Origin of the sequence: Virgibacillus byunsanensis (genome assembly GCF_042675965.1) — a bacterium.
Taxonomy (GTDB): domain Bacteria; phylum Bacillota; class Bacilli; order Bacillales; family Amphibacillaceae; genus Virgibacillus_R; species Virgibacillus_R byunsanensis.
The window spans coordinates 13,606-39,855 of the sequence record NZ_JBHTKJ010000029.1 but is presented as its reverse complement, the minus strand read 5'-3'; the positions used below and the strand labels follow the sequence as shown (position 1 = coordinate 39,855).

The window sequence follows — 26,250 nt, the reverse complement described above, 5'->3', positions numbered from 1 at the left end:
ACGATTACCCAAGAAGCCCCCACTTCAAGCAACCCGTAAGGGTGGTAAGTGGTGGGAGTAGTTCACATGCCCCAATTTACTCATTTTCTACGATTGTAGAGTAAGCAATAAAGAAATCCCAAGTGATTTTCTCACCTGGGATATACTAGATATTTATTCATAGCTTTGTTCTAATTCATCAACGAGTGAACCAACGAATGCAACTGCATCTTTGATCGCATCAGGTTTGGACATATCGACACCAGCTTGTTTAATAAGATCAAGTGGCTTCATTGTTCCTCCTGATTTAAGTACGTTTAGCCAACGATCAACAGCAGGTTTTCCTTCTGTTTGGATTTTTTGAGCTACTGCAGTTGATACCGTTAATCCAGCAGAATACGTATATGGATATAATCCCATATAGTAATGTGGCTGGCGCATCCAAGTAAGGCCTGCACCCTCATCAAATGTTACTGTATCACCCCAGAAGTTTTCTAATGCTTCCCGTTTTTGCTCGGATAATACATTAGCTGTTAGTGGTATTCCTTCTTCAGCTAGTGCATATACACGGCGCTGGAATTCTCCTTCTAGTAAGTGGGTAACAAAGTTATGATAATACGTTCCGAGTAACTGAGTGATTACCCAGCGTTTCATTCGTTTGTCATCTGTTTTTTGTTTTAAATGGTTTGCAAGCAATAATTCATTAATGGTTGATGGACCTTCAACGAAATAGGTAGAAGGACGCGTGTTAACTAAGTCTTGGTTTTTCCCAGCTAGGTAGAAATGCCCTGCATGGCCTAGTTCATGTGCAAGCATAAACGCTCCACGCATCGTACCGGTCCATGTTAGAAGGATGTATGGATGTACGCCGTACGGACTTGCGCAAAAAGCACCAGTTTGTTTTCCTACATTATCAGAGAAATCGACCCAGCGATCGTTGACTCCTTTTTTCATAATTTCTGTGTATTCAGGTCCCATTACCTCTAATGCTTCAAGAATAGTATTAGTTGCTTCTTCATATGATGTTTCTGGATTGAATTCAGGGTCTAATGGTGCTTTTAAATCACTAAAATGCAATTTATCCAGACCAAGCTTTTCTTGTTTAAGCTTCGCGAAGCGTCGCATATGTGGGGCAAGTTCTTTTTGAATAACTTCCAATTGATTATGGTACATTTCCTGTGTAACATCCTGTGGCTGCAAGAGCATGTCAGTAACCGAATTGTACGAACGTAAACGCGACATGGTAACCTGTTTTGTTATTTCTGTCGCATATGTTGCTGCATAGGTATTCTTGTATTGATTTAGCGTTTGGATGAAAGAATCATAGGCTTTACGACGTATTTTTGTATCTGGTGATAATTCATAGCGATCTTCATATAAGGCGAATGACATTGGTAGCTCTTCACCGTTTTCATCCTCAATAGACGAGAAATCCATATCAGAGGATTTACTACGCTGATAAATCATATATGGAGCACCATGAACTTCGCTAAGTGAAGCTAATGTTTCTTCTATTTCTGGAGAAAGTGTATAAGGCTTTTTCTCCATAATGTCATTTAACATTTTTTCGTAGGTTTGTAACTCTTTTTCTTCTTGTAAAAAATCTTTTAGTTTAGCTTCTGGAATGGTAAGTAATTCAGATTCGATAAAAGAAACGTTGGCACCGATTCCCGCCATTGCTGCAGAAACTTTTGCAGAATCCCCCTGGTTTTTCGGATCAGACCCATCAGCGCTTGCACGCAAACTAGCATATGTAGCTACACGAATCAATCTTTTTTGAAAACTTTCTAGTGCAGTAAGACAGTTTAATAAGGTTTTAGCACTTTCACCAAGTTTACCTTTATATTGTGTAACATCACTGACATCGGCTTGTACAGCAGCTAGTTCTTTTTCCCATTCCTCATCAGTTGAGAATAAGTCAGTTAAATCCCATGTTTGCTCAATAGGTACTTCTGAACGTGTCCATCTTTTTTGTTTCGTTGTCATGATTAAACCCCTTTCAAAGAATGTTTCGGTACTCTAACTAATTATAAAATAAAAGGTAATAGAATGATATGATTTTTCAGAGATTTAAGCAAAAAAATTTAGCAACTATTTATAGCTGCTAAGTGGATAGATTATAATGTTAATGTTATAGTACAGTTAAATAAATTTATTCCATTTGATTACTTGGATATACTAATTACTATCTTGCTGGATGATCACATTCGTCACAAACATTGCCATAACAATCGGCTTTTTCATGCATGGCATTCCCACATTGTTGACATTTCTTCTTTGGTAAATTCCTAAAAAATTCAACGACGTTTATCATGTGCATCCTCCTTTAAGTTGGTAACTGTATTGTATTATAACAGTATGCATTATGTCAATGCTGTGTTACAACAAATTTTTAACGAGGTGATATTTTATGAGAGTAACTGTAGTTGGTTTCTGGGGTGGATATCCTGCTCCAAATAGCGCTACATCAGCATATTTAGTGGAAAAGGATAATTTTACATTACTAGTGGATGCGGGAAGTGGTGCATTATCAAAGGTACAAAAATATACGGATGTCATGGGTATTAATGCAGTTGTATTATCCCATTATCACCAGGATCATGTAGCAGATATTGGCGTGTTACAGTATGCATGGCTTGTTAATTCTTATATTCGCAAAAGAAATGAAATATTACCGATTTATGGTCATGCACAGGATAAAAATGGTTTTGAAAATTTGACACACCAATCGACAAAAGGGATAGCATACGATCCAAATGGGACGCTTGAAATTGGCCCATTTTCAATTACATTCCTGCAAACGAATCATCCGGTTCCGTGTTTTGGTATGCGTATTACGGACGGGGAGAGTGTGATTGTCTATACTGCTGACACATCGTACAAAGATGAATGGATTGATTTTGCAAAGGGTGCGGACCTTCTCATTACGGATTGTAATTTTTATGCGGATCAGGACGGATCAAAAGCAGGACACATGACGAGTGTTGAAGGGGCAGCAATTGCTAATGAAGCAGGTGTTGGAGAATTAATATTGAGTCATCTTCCACAATATAGGGAAAACATTGATCTAGTAAGTGAAGCAAAAAGCAACTACAAGGGATCGATTCGATTAGCACATGAAGGATTAGTATGGCAAGCTTAGAGGTATATCTTTTGATTGGGTTGTCGTTTTGCATTAAACTGGTTGTTGGAAAGACAATTAGGGGAGGTTAAAGGTTATGAAATTTATTGATAATAAAGGAATTACTGATCCAACGATAAACTTGGCATTAGAAGAATATGTTTTACAAAACTTCGGGGAGCAGGATACATACTTATTATTTTATATTAATAAACCATCCATTATTATTGGGCGAAACCAAAATTCAGTCGAAGAAATTAACACCGAATATGTAGATGAAAATGGTATTAAAGTTGTGCGTCGCCTATCTGGTGGCGGTGCTGTTTATCATGATGAAGGTAACTTGAATTTTAGTTTCATTACAAAAGATGACGGGGAGAGTTTCCATAACTTTGCAAAATTCACCCAACCAATGGTAGAAGCGTTGAACAAACTAGGCGTACCTGCAGAACTAAAGGGAAGAAATGATCTCGTTGTAGAGGGACGTAAGATTTCCGGTAATGCAATGTTCTCCACAAAAGGACGCATGTTTAGTCATGGTACACTTATGCTGGACTCTGAAATTGAGCACGTTGTTGCTGCTTTAAATGTAAATAAAGAAAAAATCACTTCAAAAGGAATTAAGTCGATCCGCAGTCGGGTAGCAAATATTTCCGAATTCCTTGAAGAAAAAATTAAAATGGATCAATTTAAGGAAACCATTTTACGTTACGTTTTTGACGTGGAAGACGTGAAGGATGTTCCTCGTTATGAATTAACAGAACAAGACTGGGAAAATGTTCATAAAATCTCAGAAGAACGTTATCAAAAATGGGATTGGAACTATGGGAAATCACCGTCCTTCAATGTGCAGGAATCACATAAATTTGATGCAGGCCTAGTCGATGTTCGTTTAGACGTAAAAAAAGGAAACATCGAAAACTGCAAAATATATGGCGATTTCTTTGGTGTAGGTAGTGTTGAGGTTATTGAAGATAAGTTAACCGGAATCCGTCACGAGCGAAAAGCTATCGAAGCGGCATTGGAAGATGTAGACGTACCCCATTATCTAGGTAAGATATCGAAAGAAGACTTCATTAACTTGATTTATTAAGGATTAAGGATACAACTCACTTGGTTTAGTGGGTTGTATTTTTATGTGCTGGTAAAACTTGGGGTAGAATCGGTCAAGAGCCATGGAAATCGATCAAGAGCCATGGAAATCGATCAAGAGAACAAATTTTCGATCAAGGAAAGCTGAAAATCGATCGAGCATATACCGAAATCGATCAAGAGAGTGGAGAATCGATCAAGAGCCATGGGAATCGATCAAGAGCACAAATTTTCGATCAAGGAAAGCTGGAAATCGATCGAGCATATACCGAAATCGATCAAGAGAGTGGAGAATCGATCAAGAGCCATGGAAATCGATCAAGAGAGTGGAGAATCGATCAAGAGCCATGGGAATCGATCAAGAGCACAAATTTTCGATCAAGGAAAGCTGGAAATCGATCGAGCATATACCGAAATCGATCAAGAGAGCGGGAAATCGATCAAGAGAGTGGAGAATCGATCAAGGGAACGAGAAATCTATCAAGAGTACAAATTTTCGATCAACAGCCACAATAAAATTCATCAACCTCAGTCCAAACATCCACATTGTGTTAACGCTTTCTCTTGAAAGGTGCAATGCTAACGCATAAAAAATTGTATTCGTATGCAAAAGATGTTGCTAACTATTTAACGATCAATAGTGTGGGCCGCGTTATTGCAGCGTTACCTATGTTTCATGTGTTCTGTTTAACCGTTTCGTTAAATGCGCCGTTGATGAATGGTGGTACGGTATTAATTGTACCGAAATTTTCACCACAAGAGGTATTTAGTATTGATATTACTGAAGTAGCCGTGATTGGTAAGCCTCACCAAAATATTGGAGAGGCAGTTGTAAGCTTTGTTGTAGCTGATGATCCTTCTCTAACTGAAGAAAAACTAGTGGAAGGTAAAAGACACTTAGCTAAATATAGGGTTCCAGCTAAGATTAAATTTATGGATGAATTTCCAAAGAATACAACGGGCAAGATTTTGCGTACAAACTTGCGTGAAAAAGTAGAACAATAAATTAAGCAAAAAGGTGTTCCTATACAGGAGCACCTTTTTAAACCTAGAAAATTATAAAACTTAGAGCCTAAGGAAAATTTATTAACCATGTAAGCAACAACCAGCTCCCAACTACAGGATAAGAAAGGCTTCCTTGAAAAAACATCGCACGCAGAAAAAAGTTCTTTTCTTAGGAGCTTAGCCTGTAAGGACGTTAAGCGCTTTTGTGTGTATGGTTTCCTGCTAAATCCGACATACTAAAAATAAAAAGGATTTGGTAGAAATGGATCAAGATAAAAATACGCCGGAATTAGCTACATATACGTTATTGAACCCTGATTTTCATCCGTTCGATAACATGTTTACAACAGAATCAACTGTAGAAGTACCTCTGGAAAAAGAGAATCAGTCTAGTGACGAATAATAGCGAAATTTGTGAACTTTTTGTGAACTTTGTCATAAAATTATAATTTCGAATACCCTTTTATCTAAAAATTTGATAAATTAGTACTATAGCCTCTTTATTTCCGTTTAACATAGAAAGGATGAAAATTATGTTAAATGACGTTTATCTTCCTTCACACGAAGTAACTCCTCTAACAATGGCTGTTTTAGCGCAACGAGATGAAAATGGGAAACTAAGTACGTGTGTAATTGAAGAACAGGGAGAAAATCATGTGGACCATTCTCCTAGTAAGATTATAGATTATGCGTGCAAGTTTTTCGGATCTAGTCTACGTGGGAGGCAAGACGGTACCCGGGACATTTGTGGTATTACCCATAAGGCTCCTATCTCCATTGATCCTTCAAGTGGCATGTATTTTTTTCCAACAACCTCACCGACGAGTAATAAGTGCTCATGGATTGCTCACTCTCATATTGACCAAGTAAATAAAACAACAAGCCAATCAACGGAAATCACTTTTAAAAATGGCAAAAGAATTATTATTGAAGTTTCGTTTGGTTCCATACTTAATCAGGTACAACGAACTGCTCAATTTCGCTACTTATTAGATAAACGGATCAAGTATTTACAGAAGCATAATCCTGATATGGTTGCAGAGCCTTACGCATAAGCTCCTCAACGATTACTTCTACTTTCTTGCGGATAGCAGGATTAAAGTAATTACGCTTTTCTTCTCGCCCTTTGCATAGAAATAAGTAGGATGAAAATGAGTCATTTTTATTTAATGTAACAACCTGAATTCTTTGATGGTTCATCGTTGTACGTAGCTCTCTACGTTCAGTCATAGCATGTTTATTCATTTCTTCTAAAAGTTTAATATAAGGTTCTTTTATCTTAAATTCTCCAAGCTGGATGTGATGAATATCTTGTTTGATAACAGTCATTGCCATCGAAAGAAATAGAAAACGTGTAGCAATCTCTAGTTCTTCTTCATTAAGATAGCGCATGAAATCTCCCTCCGTTTAAGAACGTGTGTTCCTATTTTTATTATATGATAAAATAGAAATAAAATACACCATAAAAAACAATCAAATTTTGGAAACGGAAAGAAAGAGGCTATTATCATCAATTACTTTGCAGATGAATGTGTTTAGATTAAAATAAAATTAGTTAAAATAGGAAATAATGAATCGCTGAAGTTTTACATGAGGGGATATTTCTGAATGTACTTATATAATTTTTTAGCCAATTTGAAAATAATGTTTGAAGAAGAAGAATTAGATGAGTTTATAAGAGAGATCTTGAATGAATATGAAAGTTTAGGTCCGTTACCAGGTATTCTATTACCTTTTGTTGAGGCATTCCTTCCATTTTTACCTTTAGTTGTGTTTGTGTTTGCTAACTCAGCTGCATATGGGTTGTTAGAAGGTTTTTTATTATCTTGGGCAGGGTCTAGTGTCGGAGCTATTATTGTTTTTTTAGTAATACGAAAGCTTGGCAATAAAAAATTCTTCAAAATAATACGGAAAAATAAACAGGTGCGTCGAGTTACTGCCTGGTTGGAGCGCCATGGATTTGGACCGCTGTTTTTATTAATGTGTTTTCCATTTTCGCCGTCGTCTGTTATTAATGTTGTTTCTGGTTTATCCAAAATCAGCACACAACAGTTTGTATTAGCAGTTATTATGGGGAAATCAGTTATGATCTTTTCGATAGCTTTTGTTGGTTCAAGTGTAATGGAATTTGCTAAAAACCCAATACGGACAATTGTGGTAGGGGTTTGTATTTTATTGTTTTGGATACTAGGTAAGTATATTGAAAAACGATTAGCTAAAAAGGCAAAGTTAAAAGATGCTTCAAGTGAAGAATTAGATTAAGCGTGTTGCAATCTGGGTATAATAGGCTTAGATGATAACCTGGAGGCAACACAATGAACAAAAATAAATACGTTAGAATAATATCCGTGATTTTATTAGCGGTTGTATTAGCCTTTGTATTCAGATCCTTTTTATTTGCTAGCTATGTGGTTGAGGGTAGGTCGATGGAGCCAACACTGTATGAAGGCAATTTATTAATGGTTAATAAAGTGATTTATAATTTAACAGATGTAGATCGTTTTGATGTTGTTATTTTTCATGCAAATGCAGAGGATGATTATGTGAAACGTGTCATCGGATTACCTGGAGATGAAATTGAGTATAAAAATGATAAACTATATGTAAACGGAAAGTTTGTAGAAGAATCATTTTTAAGTATGTTTAAACAAGGTAGCAAGAAACCTTTCACGAACGATTTTACAATAGAAGAAAGTACGGGAAGTACTAAGGTACCTCGGGATAAATTGTTTGTACTAGGTGACAACCGTATCGAAAGTCTGGATAGCAGGGCATTTGGATTCGTGTCGACAGAAAAGCTTGTAGGTAAAGTAGATGTCAGGTATTGGCCGTTGAAAGAAGCTCAGTTAAGTTTCGGTAAGTGAATATTGTATAATAAAGCTTCTGTCTTTGATAAAATAGGATAGAAGTTTTTTATTTAGTGGGGCTGGGACAAAAGTATTTTCTTAAAGAAAAATCGAATATGATTGGCGCATAAAAACCGCTCCGGAAATATACTTCGCTTTCCGCGGGCAGCTGATGAGCCCCCTTCGTGCTAACGCACTACAGTGTCTCACCTAGGCCTATCATCCCGCATGACAAGGAAAGCTACATAGCGTGGCATCGCACGCAGAACATCGGTTTGTATTTTCAAGGAGTCTACGTATATTTCCTCCTAAGTAGTACGTTGTTAGTCTTTTTGAGTTAAATACTTTAGTAACGTCCCAGCCCCACATAAGTGCAACTTAAGCATTCGCCATTATGGCTTGCACTCCAAAGCATAAGGGATTCTAAGAAAGCAAAGTACGCTTACTAAGAATCCCTTTAACGATAAGCCAAGTTTTCTAATTGAAAAAAGTAAAAGTTTAGATAATAATAAAAAATGCAGAGGGGGATTAGGATGGGGATCAGGTTTTTAGTGGGAAGAGCTGGAACTGGTAAGAGTGGCAGGACACTGGACGAAATCAAAGCAAAATTGATACAAGATCCACAAGGTCCTCCGATATTCTATATCGTACCAGACCAAATGACCTTTCAGCAGGAATATGCATTATTTAATGAAGACGATATTCATGGCAGTATTCGTGGTCAGGTTGTTAGTTTTTCGCGTCTCGCCTGGCGGGTTTTGCAGGAAACTGGTGGCGGTACTAAGAAATTTATTAGTTCTGTTGGTATCCAAATGATGCTTCGCAAAATTATTGAAGAAAAGCAATCAGAGTGGCAAGTATTTCAAAAAGCAATTGAAAAGCAAGGCTTTTTAGATCAAATAGAAAAAATGATTACAGAGTTTAAACGATATCGTATAACACCGGAAATGCTGCGACTCCAAATGGCTGAAATAAATCAGTATGTTCATAAAGACCCTGGAGAAGAGGCGCTGTCAAATAAACTTGATGATATTTCTTATATATATGAAAAATTAATAGTTGCGCTTCAGGACAACTATATTGATAGTGAAGATCAATTACAATTGTTGGCTGAGAAAGTGAGTGATGCGGCATTTTTAGATGGTGCTGAAATTTACTTTGATGGATTCCATCGCTTCACACCAAAGGAACTATATGTTGTGGAAGCATTAATGAATAAATGTGAAAACATAACCGTAACGTTAACGATTGACCATCCTGAAGGGGAAGATTTATCAGAATTAGATTTGTTTTATCAAACGAAGGAAACATATCAGATTCTAAAGACAATGGCTTTGGAAAATGGAATAACGATAGAAGATAATGTAGTACTAGACCCGGAAAATGGTAGATTTAAAGATAAGCCTTCCTTTGCCCATTTAGAGAGTAATTTTGATGTGCGTCCTGCTCCTGCTTATAGTGGAAATGTACCTATCACAGTTGCTGAGTCGGTTCATCCACGTGCTGAGGTAGAGGGTGCTGCCCAGGACATTATTCGTCTAGTACGAGAAGAAAAGTATCGTTTTCAAGATATTGCTGTTTTTATACGTCAAACGGATATTTATCATGACTTAATTGATACTATTTTCCGTGATTATGATATACCGGTATTTATTGATGAAAAACGTCCCATGCTTAATCATGCGTTAGTGGAATTCGTTCGTTCCGTATTGGATATTGTGGACGGTAATTGGCGCTATGATGCTATTTTTCGTGTGTTGAAAACTGGCTTTATTCCAGCTACAGACCCCGACTATCCACTTGATGACGATGCGATTGATGAATTGGAAAATTACGTACTCGAGTATGGGATTCGGTCGCGAAAACGTTGGATGGGGGATGACGAATGGATTTTCCAACGATTCCGTGGGTTTGACCAAACGTCTCAAACAGACTCAGAAAAAGAGGCACAGCAACGAATCAATGCTTACCGAGCACAAGTTGTTAAAGGTCTAGAACGTTTTGATGAAGAAATTAGAAATGTGGATACGGTACACGAATTATGTGAGCGTGTTTATTTGTTGTTAGAATCTTTAAACGTTCCTAAGCGCTTAGAGGATATGCGAGCATACTATGATGATCAGGGTCAAATCGAAAAAGGACGCGAACAGGAACAAGTATGGAATGCCATCATTCAGCTATTAGATGAAATGGTAGAAATGGCAGGGGAGGAAACGATGTCATTAGCAACGTTTCGTTCCACGATTGATGCGGGCTTTGACTCCTTAAAATTTGCTCACGTACCTCCTAGTATGGATCATGTTACTGTTGGAACTGTTGATCGATCTAGAATGAGTGGCATAAAATGTGCCTATCTTCTTGGCGTCAGTGAAGGTGTTTGGCCGATGAAACCAGCTGGGGACGGGATGATTAACGAACAGGAACGGGAACTTTTAGCAGGGCATGGTTTAAAGCTTGCTGAGAGTAGTAAGCGTCAATTATTGGATGACTGGTTTTATATGTATGTTGCGTTTACTGCCCCTCGGGATCATTTATGGGTCAGCTATCCGTTAAGTGATGAAGAAGGAAAATCGAAAATGCCGTCCCAAATGATCAAAAGGCTCGAGGATTTGTTCCCGGAATGTGCTAACCATCTATTACTTCAGGATCCTGATGAGTTAACAGAGGCTGATCGATTCATTACAACGCCATTGAAAACAAGGTCTGCATTAACTGCTCAGCTAGCTCGAAATCGTAAAGGGTATCCTGTTAAGCCGGTATGGTGGCATGTACTGAATTGGTATGTAGATAACCATGAGAAATATGGAACGACCTATACGATATTGCAAAGCTTATACTATCAAAATACACCTAAAAATCTATCAGAAGACACGGTAAAGCAGCTATATCCAGAACAAGTTAAAGCAAGTGTTTCCAGGTTGGAGATGTATCATCGTTGTTCGTATCAGCACTTTGCAAAATATAGTTTAGGATTGGATGAGCGAAAGACGTACAAACTGGATGCACCAGACATTGGGAACCTTTTCCATGAAGCATTGAAAAAAATCACAGAATGGATTCAAGCAGAGGGTAGAGATTTTTCCCAGTTAAATAAAAAGGAAACAGATGGTTACGCACAAAAAGCTGTGGCCACACTTGCACCAATATTACAGCACCAAATACTGCATAGCTCTAATCGCTATCAATATATTCAGCAAAAGCTAGAAGAGGTAATTGCTCGAGCTACCTATGTCTTAAGTGAACAAGCCAAGCAAAGTGAGTTTTCACCAGTCGGTCTGGAACTTGGCTTTGGGGAAGGGCAAACACTGCCACCCGTTACTTTGCCACTTGATAATGGCTTTGAATTGATGTTACGCGGGCGAATTGATCGGGTTGATAAGGCATTGAGTAATGAAGATTTATTTTTACGAATTGTTGATTATAAATCGAGTGCAAAAGGTTTAAACCTAGTAGAAGTATACTACGGGTTAGCATTACAAATGTTAACGTATCTGGATGTTGTCTTGTCTCATTCCGAACAGTGGCTGGGGGTGAAAGCAACACCTGCTGGAGTACTATATTTTCATGTACACAATCCAATGGTATCTGGAAAACAAAGAATGTCGGATGAGGCGATCGAGAATGAGATCTTTAAAAAGTATAAAATGCAAGGCCTGTTATTATCAGACGAACAAATAGTGAAATTAATGGATACATCACTAGAGTCTGGTACAAGTCAAATAATCCCTGCGGGTGTGAAGAAAAATGGTGGGTTTTATAACCACTCCAAGATTGCTGACGATACGACATTCAGCAGCTTACAAAATCACATTCATCAAATTATGAAGCGAGCTGGTATAGACATGACTTCAGGTGGCGTACATTTAAACCCATTCCAGCACAAGCAATCGGTTGCGTGTACGTATTGTCCGTTTCATTCCGTATGTCAATTTGATCCTACACTTGAGGATAACAATTATCATAAGCTTGTTGATATGAAGGATGATGAAATTCTAGACCAACTCCGTGATAAGGAGGGGATATAAATGGTTAACTGGACAAAGGAACAAGAGAAAGCTATTTATACAGATGGAAGTGATGTGCTTGTTGCAGCTGCAGCAGGTTCTGGAAAGACAGCTGTTTTGGTTGAACGGATTATTCAAAAGCTATTAAAAAAAGAAAGTCCGGTTGATATTGATTCCTTGCTTGTGGTAACGTTCACAAACGCTGCAGCTCAAGAAATGCGTAATCGAGTGGGAGCAGCACTAGAAAAAGCATTGGCAGAAGATCCAACTTCTGTTCATTTAAAAAAACAATTATCGCTTCTTCAGCGTGCATCAATTTCGACATTACATTCCTTTTGTTTAGATGTAGTAAAACAGTATGCTTATTTACTTGATATAGACCCTTCATTTCGAATTGCTAACGACATGGAAGCTGATTTAATTAAGCAAGAAGTGTTGGATGATTTATTTGAGGATTGGTATGGCAAAGAAGGTGACGAACAACAAAGTTTTTTCGCTGTTGTCGACCGGTTTTCCAGTGATCGTAGTGATGTGGAAGTTGAAAATCTTATTCTAAAGTTATATACATTTGCTGTACAAAATCCATGGCCAGAAGAATGGCTTGATCAGTTAGCTGTTGTGTATGACATACCCAAAGATTGGGATGAGGCACGTTTAAATTGGTTAACTATTATTAAACGAGAAGTAAAAGACCAATTCGATGCCATGAAACAAGAACTTGTTCTTGCGTTAGGCCTGACTCGTGAAAGTGATGGTCCATTTCACTATGCAGAAGCAATCGAATCGGATTTAGAAAACCTGCACGAAGCGTTAAAATCGCTTGATTCATGGGATGGTTTGCAAGCATTTATGTCGAGCAGTACGTTTGCAAGACTTTCAGGTAAAAAGGTTGAATGTGACCAAGCGAAAAAAGATAAGGTAAAAGCTTTAAGAGAAAGCTATAAAAAACGCTGGAATAGTATGAAAAATGGCTGGTTTAGCCGTGATCTTACAAGTCATATAGAAGACATGCAGGAGCTAGCTCCTGTTGTGAAACAACTAACAGAACTAGTGAAACAATTTAAAGAACGGTTTACCAAGCAGAAAAAAGAACGTGCTATTGTTGATTTTTCTGATCTGGAGCATTATTGTCTTCAGTTATTGGTCGATGAGTCCTCAGATAAGGGAAACCCACTGCCTTCTATTGTAGCGACACAATTTAAAAAACAATTCAGTGAGCTGCTTGTTGATGAATACCAGGATACAAATCTTGTTCAAGAGACCATTTTAACGTTAATCAGTGATCAGACAGGTCCAGGGAACATGTTTATGGTAGGGGATGTGAAGCAAAGTATCTATCGTTTTCGTCACGCCGAACCAACTTTATTTATCCAAAAATATAAACGCTTTGCCCAGAACGATTATCAGGCGTCACGGATTGATTTATCTAGTAATTTCCGTAGTAGAGAGCAAGTGTTAGTCGGAGCAAATTATATTTTTAGACAGATATTTGATGAGAATTTAGGCGAAATAAATTATGATCAAGATGCTGAATTAATTTATGCTAATAAAATGTATGATTCGTTTCCTTATGAGGAGCCACAACCTGAACTTTTAATCATTGACCGGGAAGTTCCAGAGGAAAAAGAAGATAATGAAGAAGACGAAGATTATCAAGACTTGGAAAAAGCCCAATTAGAAGCAAGGGCCTACGCAGATAAAATTAAGCAGTGGATTGGAAAAAAAGATGGAAAAGCTTTACAAGTCGTTGATAAAGTAACAGAAGCACAACGTCATGTTCAATACCGGGACATTGTTATTTTAATGCGTTCCATGACATGGGCACCGACAATTGTTGATGAACTGAAAAAACAAGGTATCCCTGTGTATGCCGAGCTTTCCACTGGTTATTTTGAAGCAATTGAAGTGAAGATCATGTTGAGCTTTCTCAAAGTAATAGATAATCCAAGACAAGACATTTCCTTAGCGTCTGTTTTACATTCACCGATTGTTGGTTTGAATGAAGAAGACCTCGCATTAGTAAGGTTGTCTGACAGGAAAAACACCTATTATGATGCGTTGAGGCAATTTGTAAAAGAAAACAACAGTAATACAGCTGTAAAAGTGAGTCATTTTCTGAAGTTATTGGAACAATTTCGTTTGGCGTCCAGACAAGGAGCACTATCGGACTTAATTTGGGAAATCTATCGAAAGACAGGATATTATGATTTTGTCGGGGGAATGCCTGGTGGTCGTCAACGTCAAGCTAACTTGCGCGCACTATATGACCGGGCAAGAGGTTATGAAACCACATCATTTCGCGGTCTGTTTCGGTTCTTAAGGTTTATCGAACGGATGGAGGAACGCGGCGAAGACCTTGGTGCTGCACGAGCATTAAGTGAACAAGAAGATGTTGTACGAATTATGACCATTCATAAAAGTAAAGGCCTTGAGTTTCCAGTTGTAATTGTAGGAGCCATGGATAAACAGTTCAATTTACAGGATTTACGGCAACGATATTTGCTGCATAAAGATCTTGGGTTTGCCAGTAAATATATTGACCCTGTTAAGCGAATTACCTACCCAACCTTATTTCATCATGCATTACAACAGGAAAAATTGCGAGAATTGCTTGCTGAGGAAATGCGCGTTTTATATGTTGCGTTAACCCGTGCAAAAGAAAAACTCTTAATGGTCGGAAATGTTGCCTCGTTTGAAAAGAAGCAAGACAAATGGCAAACAATGATCGATCATGCCCAGTGGGTGTTGCCAGCACACTTTCGAATCCAATCCAAAACGTATCTTGACTGGGTTGGGCCAGCACTCATTCGTCATCAGACCAATGATGTGTTACGAACAGAAGAAGTTAGTGATGCCGTACTCGAGGAAATCCGAATCGATCCATCGGAGTGGAATGTTTCTATTGTCCATGGTAGTGACTTAACGAATAGGCAGGAAGCAATAGTTGAGACAAACCAGAAGTTGAAGGAGAATATAACGACATGGCAGCCGGTGGATCTAGAGGATGAAGTGTTAGAAGAACATGTGGAAAAAAGACTTTCTTATGTGTATCCATATCAAGAAGCAGCAAAATCTCGTGCCAAACAAACGGTGACAGAAATTAAACGACAGCGTGAACTAAAAGATGAATATAGTGCTGATCAGCTTGTACAACCATTTCAGGCACCAATTGTTAAAAGGCCGCAGTTTATGCAAAAAGAAAAAACGATATCAGCAACGGAAAGAGGTACAGCAATGCATGCTGTCATGCAACATATACCAATGAGTAAACCTATGGTAGAACATGACATACGTGAATTTGTTGAATCATTAGTAGAGCGTGAAATATTGACCAGACAAGAAGCAGATGTAGTCGATAGTAAAGCTGTTGAGGCATTTTTTGACACAGAAATTGCGCAGTATATGATGAACGTACCATCGATCTATCGGGAAATTCCTTTCAGTCTATCACTTCCCGCTAAGGAGGTATACGCAAATTGGACAGGTGAAAATGAAAACGTGTTAGTACAGGGTGTAATAGACTGTGTGATTCCAATGGATGACGGATGGATTATCGTAGATTACAAAACAGATGCCATTGATGGAGAAGTCACAGATCAAGTCATCCGTAAATTGAAAGCAAGATATGATACACAGATGAAACTTTATAAATATGCGATTGAACATATCTGGAATCAGCCTGTTATGGGAACAAAACTCTATTTCTTTGCCAAACAGTTGGAATTAACTATTTCCTAAAGCTAATTGTGGCAATCCAGTTACAAATTATAATGATTATTTTTAACGATCAAAACCCTTTGTTTACAAGGGATTTGATCGTTTTTTATTGGGTGATTTTGGTCTTTGACATAATCCGTTCAAAAATAGGGGTAAATATGGTATTCGGATGTGATGTATTTCACTTCGAATAAACACCATTCGCAATATGATGTAAGTGAAATAAATATTAAAGGAGGATGGTTTTCGATGGAAGTAATAAAAACAAACAATCCTGAAGAAAAAGTTGAGCATGAAAGTGAGAATTCAGTAAAAGGAGCATTTGCTTCGTCCTTAATATTTGTAGGAGGATTTATTTTAGTACTATATATAGCATTTTATTGGTTGTACATGGTTAGAGTTGATATCTAATTAAGGGGGAGAAACGATATGCATCGTGAAGAAAAGATTTGGCTTATTTTGAGTAGTGCTATGATTATAGGGTTTTTTCTATTTGCTGGCTATCAAGCATTTGCACTGGGAATGGGACCACCAAGTCACACGGAAACAATTGATCCACAAAAAGTAGACGAAACAGCACCTTTTGATAACCCTGGTGTATTTCAAACAGGAGATAACGAGTACGAAGTTGTCATGACTCTTCAAATCTTTAGTTTTACTCCAAACGATATTGAAATACCAGCTGGTTCAGAAGTGACATTTACAATGACTTCTAAGGACGTAACACACGGTTTTCAAATTGCTGGAACAAACGTGAATGCAATGGTTATGCCAGGGTATGTGCAAAAGATCACACAGACATTTAACGAACCTGGTGAGTATTTAGTGATATGTAACGAATATTGTGGTGCTGGTCACCAAGTTATGAGTACAACTATTACGGTTAAATAAGGGAGGGAAACTCTATGGCTTTAGCAGAAACGATAAAAGAAAAAGCAAATAAGGCATTGGGGGTTAACCCGTTAGATGCTCGAATATCGAAATCATATTTTACAGTAACATTTATTGCATTGCTTTTAGGTGGTATTTTAGGTCTTTTACAGGGATTAAACAGAGCAGGCCTTCTCGAATTACCATCATGGCTTAATTATTATCAAGTATTAACAGCACACGGATTACTTTTAATTCTAGTGTTCACTGCATTCTTTACAATTGGTTACTTCTATTCTGTATTATCCCATAACTTAGGTGGCTTGCTACCAAAGGTTAGAAAAATGGTATGGATAGGGTTTGGATTGAAAATGGTCGGATTCGTATTAGCAGTAATTCCGATCCTAATGAATGAAGCATCTGTAATGTACACATTTTATCCGCCAATGGCTGCTTCTCCAATGTTTTATATTGGATTAGTGTTCATCGTACTAGGGGTATGGATGGCAGCATTTGGAGCATTTATCCAGGTTGCAACTTGGAGAAAAAATAATAAAGGTAAACACGTTCCAATTCTTTCATTTTTTGCAACTGGTGTGTTTGTACTATTATTCTTCTCAAGTATTCCAGTGGCAATTGAAGTATTTATGATTATTCCATGGACATTCGGATGGATGGAAACCATTAACGTTATGTTAAGTCGTACACTATTTTGGGCTTTTGGACATACATTAGTTAACATCTGGTATTTAACAGCAATTTCTGCATGGTATGTAATAATACCAAAAGTAATTGGTGGAAGACGATTCAGTGACTTTTTAACTCGTATCGTTATTATTCTCTTAGTAATTCTAAACATCCCTGGTGGTTTTCATCACCAAATCATTGACCCTGGAATCTCTGAATCAGTTAAATACATGCACGTATTCATGAGTTTAGCGGTTGGATTTCCATCATTAATGACTGCATATGCCATGTTCTCTGTATTCGAAAGAACTGGAAGAAGAAAAGGGGCAAAAGGTTTATTTGGATTCTTTAAGAAGTTACCATGGGGTGATGTTCGTTTCTTAGCACCAATGATTGCAATGATTTCATTTATCCCAGCTGGTGCTGGTGGTATCGTTCAAACAACAAACCAATTAGACCAAGTAATACACAACTCTTTATGGGTAACAGGACACTTCCACTTAACACTAGGTATGACGGTTGCACTGACCTTCTTCGGAGTAAGTTATTGGTTAGTACCATATGTATCTGGTCGAATACTAACACCTAAAATGAATAAATTTGGTGTATGGCAAACGATTCTTTGGACAGTCGGTATGTCACTAATGGCAATAGCAATGCATTTAGTCGGGTTACTAGGCTCTCCAAGAAGAACTTCTTTCTCAACATATGGTGATCATGCAACTGCTTTAGGTTGGGATCCATATCTAATCTTCTTGGCAATTGGAGGAACTATTCTAATTATCGCAGTTCTTATGCAAGTGTTTGCAATGTTCCACCTTATGCTTCGTGCACCTAAAGGTGAATCAGAATTCCTTATTGCGGATGAAGAAGACAATGCAACGAAAACACCATTCTGGACAGAACGTTGGAGTAAAATCATTCTTATCATGCTTATCATAGTGGTGATGGCATATGTTATTCCGGTAGTAGACTTTATCGGTGACCCAGGATCACCACCATTTAAAACGTGGTAATTAATTTATATGAAGGGATAAAGAGATAGCCGAAGGTGTAAGGCTGTCTCTTTCATCTTAGTAGAAAACATCATATGTACAGCATCATAAATTAGACTTTGGGAAGTGATTTCCATGATTAAAAATGGGCATAATACGTTCGCTATCATTCTTGTATTACTTTTTGGAGTAGGATTATTTTATATAGGTACTGACGGATTTCAAGCATTTACTGCCGAAAGTGCTAGGACGAATAAACTACTTGAAGAGAAACCTGAGTTTCCTGATGTAACACTTGAGGACAGCGAGAGAAGAGTTTATTCTTTTTCGGAATTTGAAGAAAAATATGTATTTATCACATTTATTTATACATCATGTACCGATGTATGCCTTCAATTAGAAATGAATATGGCAGAGGTTTATAATCAGGTACCAGATGAATATATTGGTGAAGATATTGTATTCCTTAGTGTCAGTTTTGACCCTACAAGAGATACTCCAGAAACGTTGAATAAATATAGAAGTTATTTTGAAAGTGACGGGGAAACATGGAGGATGGCAAGAATTCCAGAGCAATCTGAATTAGATGGATTGTTAGATGAGTTTGGTGTTATTGTAATTCCAGATGACACAGGAAATTTCACACATAACTCCGCATTTTACTTGGTTGATAGACAAGGTAAATTAGACAAAGTGATGGACTATACGAAGATTGATGAAGCAGCAGATACTGTCATAACTACGCTAGAAAATGACAAGGGGGAATAAAGATGCAACAAGCAATATATGGTTTAGTGCTGTTTGTTTTCTTAATTCTCCCTCCAGTTGCTAATTTATTAGAGTCCGTTATGACGATTCATATGCACATGCAAATGCCTTTGTTAGTGATTGCAGGAATGATGATGGCACCCTATGTACAACAACGATTTCCAGGATTCTTTAAAAAGTGGAACAGCAATGGTATTCCCGGAATTTTACTCGTTATTATCATTTGGAGTTATTGGATGCTGCCAAGAGCAATGGATGATGCATTAACAATGCAGACGGTAGAGATATTTAAGTTTATTAGTTTACCATTTTTAGTGGGGATACCGCTACGTGAGAGCTGGAAAAAGATTGGTACATTTGCTCAGCATTTCGTATATATTTATTTTGTCATAAGCTCCATTATTATGGGATGGATATATATCGCCTCAGAAAGTCAATTGTGTAACAACTATTTAATAATTGAACAAAAAACACTTGGATGGGCTTTTATAACTGTTGCCGCGTGTGTTCTTATCTATTACGTACAAATACTATTTATTAAAGAATCGGATTATGAATAATAAAGGTAGAAGAGATAGCCAATTGGGCTATCTCTTTTAGTTTTCTCCTTTTGTTTATGCATTAGCGGTGATGTTTTGGTCATTTACATCCGGGTCGAATGGGTTGGTGGAGCTTAAACCGTTATTTGTACAGATGAAATCACCTGTGTTTAATGACCCAGAACCTGTATTAGTCTTGGAGGAACTCTTTGGTGACAAGTAAAATGAATCTCCAAAATTAACAACTCCACCGCCAACACTATTAATCTTTATCGGTCCAACTATCGATGGCATATTAACACCTTCTAGGATAAAGTAATTTCATAGGATATATTAGAGTATGAAAAATAATCAAGTTTGTGTGGGTCCATTCTCTGGTAATAATATACGGAAGTGCTTTATTCTAGCATCTGCATTTATTTTCCCAATACTTCCCACCTGGGCTATGGAAGATGAACTAACACCAATAATGGATACATTTTGAACGTTAATTGTGTTTACATGGTGTGCTGTAGTGGTTGAAGCTGTATGCTGCTTTGAGAGCCAGTTAGGTTCCATATTAAAAATGGGATAATCGCGAAAATAAAGATTATCTTCTTTTGTAAAAGTTGCACCTTCTTTTTGGACTGCTATTTCCTTTGTTTTTGGATGAGATATTTTCGTGTCTCCTATATTAAAAATGGAACTGAATGTTACGGAATTAATAGTAATTTTTTTCACTTCTGCTGTACGCTTTAACATAATACATATTTCCCCCTACACTCCCTAAACAGGTGCTAATGGTACGATTGACCCAATTGCAAATGCTTCTGGAGGTGTATCGTAAAAAGAAGCAAGGTTTATTTCTTCATTATCCCCGATTAAAAAAACCGATGAAGCGGTAATGGCATCAATCTCAACGTTACCAACGTCTAGTCCCCAATTGTGTACTTCAATATTCATTGTTCATCCCCTTTTGAATCCTTTGCTTGCATATAATTCGTTAATGAATGATTAATTTCCTTTTTAATGTGATTCGTTATATATTCTTTTAACTGTTCGTCTGACTCTGTACGAATAGTTTTCTTTGCCTCTTCTTCATAATACGCTATTCTTTGGGGAAGTTGTTTTGCAATATCTTGTATCATCATGGTCTGATATTCTTCATCAATCGGTCTATTGTATTGGTCAGATAATTGCTGGATTAGTGATGGGCAAGTTTCTTGGACATAGCCATTTAATTCAGACATAAGTGTTTGTTTCAAAGGTGGAGGGGTTGGTTGATTTTTGTTTGTTTGTGCAACGTCAAACTCTTCTATGTTGTTCAAATCATTTGGAGAAAGACCAATATGCAGCGTACCATTTAAATTTTCTATTTTTAATTGATCAAAATGATATTCCACTTTTTCTACTGTATTATTACTTTTCTCCTGAACTTTTCTTTCGAGCTGGTCTATTTTTTCCTCTAAGGTTTTAATTTTTTCTTCTTGTTGTTGATTGATATGATGAAGGTTATATAGAAAATTGTTCCATTCATTACTATTCATACATGTAGTCCCCCTTTATTGCTAGGCAAAGACCTATAAACAGTTTATGCATGAAAGGGGGAATTGTGCTATTGTCTAGCGTAAAGAAAGTTAAAATTAATTATGCTTGTCGTGTATTCTTTAGAATACGTGTTTCTTCTTGTTCTTGCTGGGATAGAGGAAGAATAGGAGTATCTGCCTCGCCGACCGGTTCAGCTTCTTCAGCGGGTTCAGTATAACCTCCTGTATTATATTGATCAGATTGTGCCTGGATGCAACCAGTACTACCAATCTGTAATACGGATGAATTAGTAATGGCTCCCACTTTTAGGAGATAAATGCTAATTGATTGATGAATGGTTACGCTCATATTTATCACTCCGTTCTTAACTAATTGACTGATCAATTTTGTCTGAATCCTGTACATACGTATTGGAATTTTCAAGATTAACGCGGATTCCATCTCCTGTATTAAAAGAGCCACCGCCAGCATATGTTTTCGCAGAACTATCAGGAGACATGGAGTAAACATCGCCAATGTTGAAAATACTTGATGCAGATATATTAATAACTTTAACTGCTCCTACTATTGCCGGCATACTTATCACTCCTTCATGATTAGTTTATGTAATCGTAATGAATTGTTGAAAAAATGAAGGAAGCAATGTCTTGGTCTATAATAATAGTATGAGAGTTATTGGAGGTGTTTATTTTGAATGAAAACGTGTCACCAATAAATAAAACAAATCGGTTAGTTTGGATTGATGCTGCTCGGGGTTTTGCGATTTTTGGAATTTTCATGGTGAATATCGGGGCTTTCGCCGCACCATATTTTATGTATGGCGGTGAAAGTAGTGCTTGGTCATCTGTTACAGATCAGTACACACAAGCGTTTATTGATATCTTTTTCCAAGCGAGTTTTTATACGTTATTTTCGTTGCTATTTGGATTTGGTTTTCAAATTTTAGTGGATCGATTTCAAACACGACATGTAAATGTAAAGTCATTTTTGCTACGAAGACTTTTGCTATTAATTGGGTTTGGATTAATCCATGCCTTTTTAATATGGCATGGCGATATTTTGCTATCCTATGGCACGATTGGATTGTTGCTATTGCTATTTATACAGGTAAGGGACAGGACATTACTAAGTTGGGGATTTAGTTTACTTGTAGGAAGTGTCGGATTATTTAGCCTCATGTTATTCGGGGCTCGTAACTATTTGGATCATGTTAATAAAGATGCCATAAATCATGCTTTAGCTAACTATCAAAGTAGTAATCTAATAACCATTTGGTCTCAAAACTATGATGATTGGATGTATTCCAATGGTGGAGGGATTTCATTTTTGTTACTTGTGTGTACGCTGCTGCCATTGTTCTTATTTGGGATGTACATGGCAAGAAAGCGCTGGTTACACGAACCAAGTAAGCATAAATCTTTATTACAACGACTATGGACAATTACGCTGTTCTTCTTCCTATTATTTAAATTAGGACCTTACCTTTTTGGTAATCCAGCATGGTTCTCTTACTTTCAAGATAATATTGGTGGGACTTTTTCTGCATTATTCTACATAGTTTCGATTACATTACTTGCCCAAACCAGAATTGGTTTAAAGCTCGTAAAACCATTTGCGTATGTCGGCCGCATGGCTTTAACAAACTACATCATACAATCCATTATAAGTTTTATGTTGTTTTATGGAATTGGTTTTGGATTCTATGGGTCGGTTAGCCCCTTAACTGGAGTAGTATTCGTCATCATCATATTTAGCGTTCAGATAATATGGAGTAAGTGGTGGTTTTCTCATTATTTATTTGGACCGTTAGAATGGATTTGGCGAAGTTTAACATATAATAGAAAGCAGCCATTTCGGAAAAATGAAAAAAGAGGTGAGGAGTCATGAATAAAACGAAACTAAAGCAAGAAGGTGAAAAATGGGTTAATGATGGCATCATAACGGATGATCAATTGGACAAAATATTGCAGCAATACGTGAGAAAAGATCCTAATATCATTATCATTTTATTTGCTGTCCTGTTAACAGGTCTTGGTTTCTTGACATTTATAATGTCAGATTGGGCTCAAGTCGCCCATTTTTCACGAATTATTGTTTTTAGTGTTGTTACAGTTGGTCTGTATGTCGTGGGAGATATGTTGTACCGAAAACGGTCATCATTATTAGGCGTTAGCTTTATCGTGCTTGGATATGTGGTGTTTGGGGCAGGAATGCTGCTAACCATAGACATATTTAATATTACACTGTATCAGGCGTGGCCATTCCTTGCTTGGAGTATTATTGGCTTACTTTTATATTATATTTACGATCATAAACTGCTTTTTGCAGCAGGGATGATCGTAACAATTGCTGGTCAAATTTATAGTGGTTCTCAATTTTCCTCATTCGATTGGTTACTTCTGGTTGTACTTATTTTAGGGTATGGTCATTTTACATATCACCGGGCATATCCACTTTTTGGTTATCTATTTGGGATTAGTTTTTCGATACAAATGGTTGTATTAACAATAGCAGAATCCCATCAATACTATTGGTTGCTCGTTTATTTCTTAGCGTTCTATATTGCAGGAGATTTACTGCGAAAACAGACGTTGTCAGTTGCTCTTAAATATATTAGTTTACTAAGTGTTTTTATTTTTGGAATGTATCAGACATTTTTGTTACAGGAAACTTTTTTCATGGATGATCTAGAGTATCAATGGACGTTTATAGTAGTATGGATGATCTTATTTGGTTTAGCAATTTGGATAAAATTTGTGAAAAAGATACGTATCGAGGCAGTAGATTTCATTTTATTTTTACCGGTTGCGTTTCTGCCACTTTCATATGTTCTTAGCTTAGCAGTTTTATTTATCTTTTCTTTGGCATGGTTGTTCGTTGGTTACAATAAGGGGAACCAGGAAAAAATTATGCTCGGTACGATTGCATTTTTGTTTAGTACATTTACGGTATATATTCAGTATGCATGGGACGCGATGAATAAATCATTATTTTTCCTGATAGGCGGTATTCTGCTGTTTGTTATCAGTTTCTTTATTGAAAGACAACGACGTGCACTAATGGATGAACGTAAAGGAGGAAGCGGCGAATGAAGCGAATACTTTTTTATGGATTGCTGCTAATTCAGGTTGGAATTCTTTCGATACTTGGTATCCAGTATTACCTAATAGATGACTATGGTGTGACGGTAAAGTTGCTTCAGGAAGATATTACAGGACCAAAATATCAAGCATATGATGTTGGAAATGATATGTATGTAGACTATGAAATTAATACACTCCCATCAGATGTATGGAACATGGCAGAATCGGTGGATTACAATGAGAAAGTTTATGTACTTCTTGAGGCAGATGAAAATGGTGTGTACCATGCAGTTAACGCTTCAGCAGAAAAATTCGACGCTAAATCAAATCAGGTTGTATTAACAGGGAAATATCAGTACTATGATTCAACCAATGGAGAACATAGAATCACCTATGGAATAGAGCAATTTTCAACAAATAATTCGTACACTAATTTGGATTCAGGTAAACAATGGGTGATCTCAATCAAACTAGCTCCTTGGGGTCAGAAAAAAGTTATCGACGTCGAAAATGTGATGGAGTAATAAAGTTTTGTTGCATTTTAATCCTCGCAGTTGATATGAAATGCGACGTAACTTTAGGCTTATTTCTAAGAACGCGTGCTATTGCCGCCGTCTGGGATCGCTACGGGCGGATGCTTTCCGCGGGCACGGCTTCAGCCTCCGAAGCGGAAAACCACCGCTTCGGTGTCTTCAGACACGTGCTGTTCCCGCAGGAGTCACCGCCCTCCGCTCACCCTGACTGGTAAGGGGTTCTATTAATACTAATACAGTCCCACGACAGTAACGGAAATAACAGCGGAGGAAATACACGTAGACTGCTTGAAAATGTAAAGACCACATTTTCTTCGTGCGATGCCAAGCTATGTAGCTTTCCTTGTCCTGTGGGAGCAGAGGCTCATCAGCCACCCACGGGTAGAAGACACTGCGCAGTGAAACGAAGCAGATGTCGCACTTGTACCCGGATGGGTGAAAGCGAAGTGTATTTCCGTAGCGGTAGGTTAACCGTCACATCAAGTTACGTCGCAGTCTATATCTAATGTGACAAAAACAACATTTTTTAGAAAACAGCCAGGTTTTAAAAATTTATTGAATGCACACCAATCGTACGGGTTGGTGTGTTTGTTTTCATCCATTATTAATATTTGAATAGTATTAATGTTTAAATTAACAGAATTGTGGAATTACATATCTAACTTTGGTAGTATAATACTAAAAGTTACTGGTAATATTATGAAAAAAAGGGAGGGATAAACATGTCAGGTCCAGCTCTAAGAAAAGTTGAAAGTCATGCTATGATCCATGAGGCAGCACTACAAGAGGCAGAAGAATTAACCAACGTATTAGAGAATCTGTTGAAAGAAAACGACATGGATAGGGCATTGGAAACCGCGTATATTACATTAGAACATTGGGAAACGCGTACCCTTGCACATGCAGAGGCTGAGGAAATGGGATTATACAAGGAAATTGCTGAAAAGTCCCCTGAATTAAAAGATAGTGTTGTTGCCTTAACAAGGGATCATGAATTATTAAGACTCATAGTTAGGCAAATTAAGGATATACTAGCAAATACTGGTGTAGGAGTTGATGTATTACAACGTTTTCAGGCTCTTATTTTGGTGGATAAATTGCACAATGATGAAGAGGAAAAGGTTTTGCCTGAACATTAATCTAAAATATGGAGGTGGAAGGATTGAGTAACAAAGATTCACAGTCAAGTAGACGATTATTACGATTAATCTATCCAAACCTTTATGACTATTTAATGGAACAGCTAACTGCTGAGAATATACATCCTTTTGATATACAGGCGATGGGGCGAAAGATGGATTCAAAAGTGGAAATACAGATTCTTTTTGGAGAGGACTTTGCCCAGGAACTAACTCGCACGTTTTCAGAAGAGAATCTTGTAAATATAAATAGTGATTTTGTCGATTTTTGCGAAGAAGTTCAAGAAACGTGTAAAGAAACACTTATTGCTGACTACTATAAAATGGTAAAACCATAGAAAGTGA

The 26,250-nt window shown here is 37.3% G+C and carries 28 protein-coding genes and 1 pseudogene; 20 read left to right on the top strand and 9 right to left on the bottom strand.

All coding sequences use genetic code 11. From position 1 onward, the window contains the following. Positions 1-153: 153 nt before the first annotated feature. A complete protein-coding gene (gene pepF, locus ACFQ3N_RS11590; protein ID WP_390362573.1) occupies positions 154-1,968 on the bottom strand; it encodes an oligoendopeptidase F in 1,815 nt (604 codons plus the stop codon). Between the two features lie 196 nt (positions 1,969-2,164). After that, on the bottom strand, positions 2,165-2,293 hold the full coding sequence (yhfH, locus tag ACFQ3N_RS11585) for a protein YhfH (protein WP_390362571.1): 129 nt from the start codon (positions 2,291-2,293) through the stop codon (positions 2,165-2,167). Between the two features lie 96 nt (positions 2,294-2,389). Here yhfH and ACFQ3N_RS11580 point away from each other — a divergent pair, with 96 nt between their 5' ends. The 6 genes and pseudogenes from ACFQ3N_RS11580 to ACFQ3N_RS11555 all read left to right on the top strand — a co-directional run bounded on the left by ACFQ3N_RS11580 (position 2,390) and on the right by ACFQ3N_RS11555 (position 6,252). Further along, the gene (locus tag ACFQ3N_RS11580; protein WP_390362569.1) at positions 2,390-3,121 is read left to right on the top strand and encodes an MBL fold metallo-hydrolase; all 732 of its coding nucleotides are present in this window, start codon (positions 2,390-2,392) and stop codon (positions 3,119-3,121) included. 76 nt (positions 3,122-3,197) lie between these two features. Then, entirely contained in the window at positions 3,198-4,193 is a 996-nt protein-coding gene (locus ACFQ3N_RS11575) for a lipoate--protein ligase (RefSeq protein WP_390362567.1), read from the top strand. 204 nt (positions 4,194-4,397) lie between these two features. Next, positions 4,398-4,760 carry a hypothetical protein gene (locus tag ACFQ3N_RS11570; protein WP_390362565.1) on the top strand — a complete coding sequence of 121 codons (363 nt, stop codon included), beginning with the start codon at positions 4,398-4,400 and terminating at the stop codon, positions 4,758-4,760. Further along, positions 4,760-5,197 (top strand): annotated as a pseudogene (locus ACFQ3N_RS11565) (AMP-binding enzyme); the annotation flags it as partial. The gene ACFQ3N_RS11570 and the pseudogene ACFQ3N_RS11565, both read left to right, overlap by 1 nt. A gap of 262 nt (positions 5,198-5,459) precedes the next feature. After that, positions 5,460-5,600, top strand: a complete 141-nt coding sequence (locus tag ACFQ3N_RS11560; RefSeq protein WP_390362563.1) for a hypothetical protein — start codon at positions 5,460-5,462, stop codon at positions 5,598-5,600. A 130-nt stretch (positions 5,601-5,730) separates the two neighbouring features. Then, positions 5,731-6,252 (top strand): competence protein ComK, encoded by a 522-nt coding sequence (locus tag ACFQ3N_RS11555; RefSeq protein ID WP_390362562.1) that lies wholly within the window; start codon positions 5,731-5,733, stop codon positions 6,250-6,252. Here the strand turns inward: ACFQ3N_RS11555 and ACFQ3N_RS11550 are convergent. After that, positions 6,200-6,589, bottom strand: a complete 390-nt coding sequence (locus ACFQ3N_RS11550) for a hypothetical protein (protein ID WP_390362560.1) — start codon at positions 6,587-6,589, stop codon at positions 6,200-6,202. The genes ACFQ3N_RS11555 and ACFQ3N_RS11550 overlap by 53 nt on opposite strands. Before the next feature lie 216 nt (positions 6,590-6,805). On the opposite strand from ACFQ3N_RS11550, the gene ACFQ3N_RS11545 reads away from it, so the two are divergent. From ACFQ3N_RS11545 to ACFQ3N_RS11505, 9 genes are all read left to right on the top strand, one after another. Beyond that, positions 6,806-7,459 carry a TVP38/TMEM64 family protein gene (locus ACFQ3N_RS11545; RefSeq protein ID WP_390362558.1) on the top strand — a complete coding sequence of 218 codons (654 nt, stop codon included), beginning with the start codon at positions 6,806-6,808 and terminating at the stop codon, positions 7,457-7,459. Between the two features lie 53 nt (positions 7,460-7,512). Then, positions 7,513-8,061, top strand: a complete 549-nt coding sequence (gene lepB / locus ACFQ3N_RS11540; protein WP_390362556.1) for a signal peptidase I — start codon at positions 7,513-7,515, stop codon at positions 8,059-8,061. Positions 8,062-8,576: 515 nt separating this feature from the next. Further along, entirely contained in the window at positions 8,577-12,068 is a 3,492-nt protein-coding gene (addB, locus tag ACFQ3N_RS11535) for a helicase-exonuclease AddAB subunit AddB (RefSeq protein WP_390362554.1), read from the top strand. Further along, complete coding sequence (gene addA, locus ACFQ3N_RS11530) at positions 12,069-15,785, top strand: helicase-exonuclease AddAB subunit AddA (protein WP_390362552.1); 3,717 nt, start codon at positions 12,069-12,071, stop codon at positions 15,783-15,785. Between the two features lie 228 nt (positions 15,786-16,013). Continuing rightward, positions 16,014-16,175 (top strand): hypothetical protein, encoded by a 162-nt coding sequence (locus ACFQ3N_RS11525; protein WP_390362550.1) that lies wholly within the window; start codon positions 16,014-16,016, stop codon positions 16,173-16,175. Between the two features lie 18 nt (positions 16,176-16,193). Beyond that, entirely contained in the window at positions 16,194-16,655 is a 462-nt protein-coding gene (locus tag ACFQ3N_RS11520; RefSeq protein ID WP_390362548.1) for a cytochrome c oxidase subunit II, read from the top strand. Positions 16,656-16,669: 14 nt separating this feature from the next. Next, complete coding sequence (locus ACFQ3N_RS11515; protein WP_390362546.1) at positions 16,670-18,337, top strand: cbb3-type cytochrome c oxidase subunit I; 1,668 nt, start codon at positions 16,670-16,672, stop codon at positions 18,335-18,337. 114 nt (positions 18,338-18,451) lie between these two features. Beyond that, positions 18,452-19,084 (top strand): SCO family protein, encoded by a 633-nt coding sequence (locus tag ACFQ3N_RS11510; RefSeq protein ID WP_390362544.1) that lies wholly within the window; start codon positions 18,452-18,454, stop codon positions 19,082-19,084. Between the two features lie 2 nt (positions 19,085-19,086). Continuing rightward, positions 19,087-19,644 (top strand): hypothetical protein, encoded by a 558-nt coding sequence (locus tag ACFQ3N_RS11505; protein ID WP_390362542.1) that lies wholly within the window; start codon positions 19,087-19,089, stop codon positions 19,642-19,644. Between the two features lie 54 nt (positions 19,645-19,698). On the opposite strand, the gene ACFQ3N_RS11500 is transcribed toward ACFQ3N_RS11505, so the two are convergent. From ACFQ3N_RS11500 to ACFQ3N_RS11475, 6 genes are all read right to left on the bottom strand, one after another. Beyond that, positions 19,699-19,917, bottom strand: a complete 219-nt coding sequence (locus tag ACFQ3N_RS11500) for a spore germination protein (protein ID WP_390362540.1) — start codon at positions 19,915-19,917, stop codon at positions 19,699-19,701. A 57-nt stretch (positions 19,918-19,974) separates the two neighbouring features. Further along, positions 19,975-20,364 (bottom strand): spore germination protein GerPE, encoded by a 390-nt coding sequence (locus ACFQ3N_RS11495; RefSeq protein ID WP_390362538.1) that lies wholly within the window; start codon positions 20,362-20,364, stop codon positions 19,975-19,977. Positions 20,365-20,388: 24 nt separating this feature from the next. Continuing rightward, positions 20,389-20,565 (bottom strand): spore gernimation protein GerPD, encoded by a 177-nt coding sequence (locus ACFQ3N_RS11490; RefSeq protein WP_390362536.1) that lies wholly within the window; start codon positions 20,563-20,565, stop codon positions 20,389-20,391. Continuing rightward, positions 20,562-21,149 (bottom strand): spore germination protein GerPC, encoded by a 588-nt coding sequence (gene gerPC, locus ACFQ3N_RS11485; RefSeq protein ID WP_390362534.1) that lies wholly within the window; start codon positions 21,147-21,149, stop codon positions 20,562-20,564. Before gerPC ends, ACFQ3N_RS11490 begins: the two co-directional genes overlap by 4 nt. Before the next feature lie 100 nt (positions 21,150-21,249). Further along, a complete protein-coding gene (locus ACFQ3N_RS11480) occupies positions 21,250-21,498 on the bottom strand; it encodes a spore germination protein GerPB (RefSeq protein ID WP_390362532.1) in 249 nt (82 codons plus the stop codon). A gap of 16 nt (positions 21,499-21,514) precedes the next feature. Then, positions 21,515-21,727: a spore germination protein gene (locus ACFQ3N_RS11475; RefSeq protein ID WP_390362530.1), complete on the bottom strand. Its 213-nt coding sequence runs from the start codon at positions 21,725-21,727 to the stop codon at positions 21,515-21,517. A 113-nt stretch (positions 21,728-21,840) separates the two neighbouring features. On the opposite strand from ACFQ3N_RS11475, the gene ACFQ3N_RS11470 reads away from it, so the two are divergent. The 5 genes from ACFQ3N_RS11470 (at position 21,841) to ACFQ3N_RS11450 (ending at position 26,243) form a co-directional block, all read left to right on the top strand. Continuing rightward, positions 21,841-23,037 (top strand): DUF418 domain-containing protein, encoded by a 1,197-nt coding sequence (locus ACFQ3N_RS11470; RefSeq protein WP_390362528.1) that lies wholly within the window; start codon positions 21,841-21,843, stop codon positions 23,035-23,037. Further along, complete coding sequence (locus ACFQ3N_RS11465; protein ID WP_390362526.1) at positions 23,034-24,242, top strand: DUF2157 domain-containing protein; 1,209 nt, start codon at positions 23,034-23,036, stop codon at positions 24,240-24,242. The genes ACFQ3N_RS11470 and ACFQ3N_RS11465 overlap by 4 nt, the downstream gene beginning before the upstream one ends. Next, on the top strand, positions 24,239-24,757 hold the full coding sequence (locus ACFQ3N_RS11460; RefSeq protein ID WP_390362524.1) for a GDYXXLXY domain-containing protein: 519 nt from the start codon (positions 24,239-24,241) through the stop codon (positions 24,755-24,757). Before ACFQ3N_RS11465 ends, ACFQ3N_RS11460 begins: the two co-directional genes overlap by 4 nt. 731 nt (positions 24,758-25,488) lie before the next feature. Further along, positions 25,489-25,905: a hemerythrin domain-containing protein gene (locus ACFQ3N_RS11455; RefSeq protein ID WP_390362522.1), complete on the top strand. Its 417-nt coding sequence runs from the start codon at positions 25,489-25,491 to the stop codon at positions 25,903-25,905. A 23-nt stretch (positions 25,906-25,928) separates the two neighbouring features. Continuing rightward, positions 25,929-26,243, top strand: coding sequence for a hypothetical protein (locus ACFQ3N_RS11450; RefSeq protein ID WP_390362520.1), 315 nt, complete (start codon positions 25,929-25,931; stop codon positions 26,241-26,243). Positions 26,244-26,250: the final 7 nt, after the last annotated feature.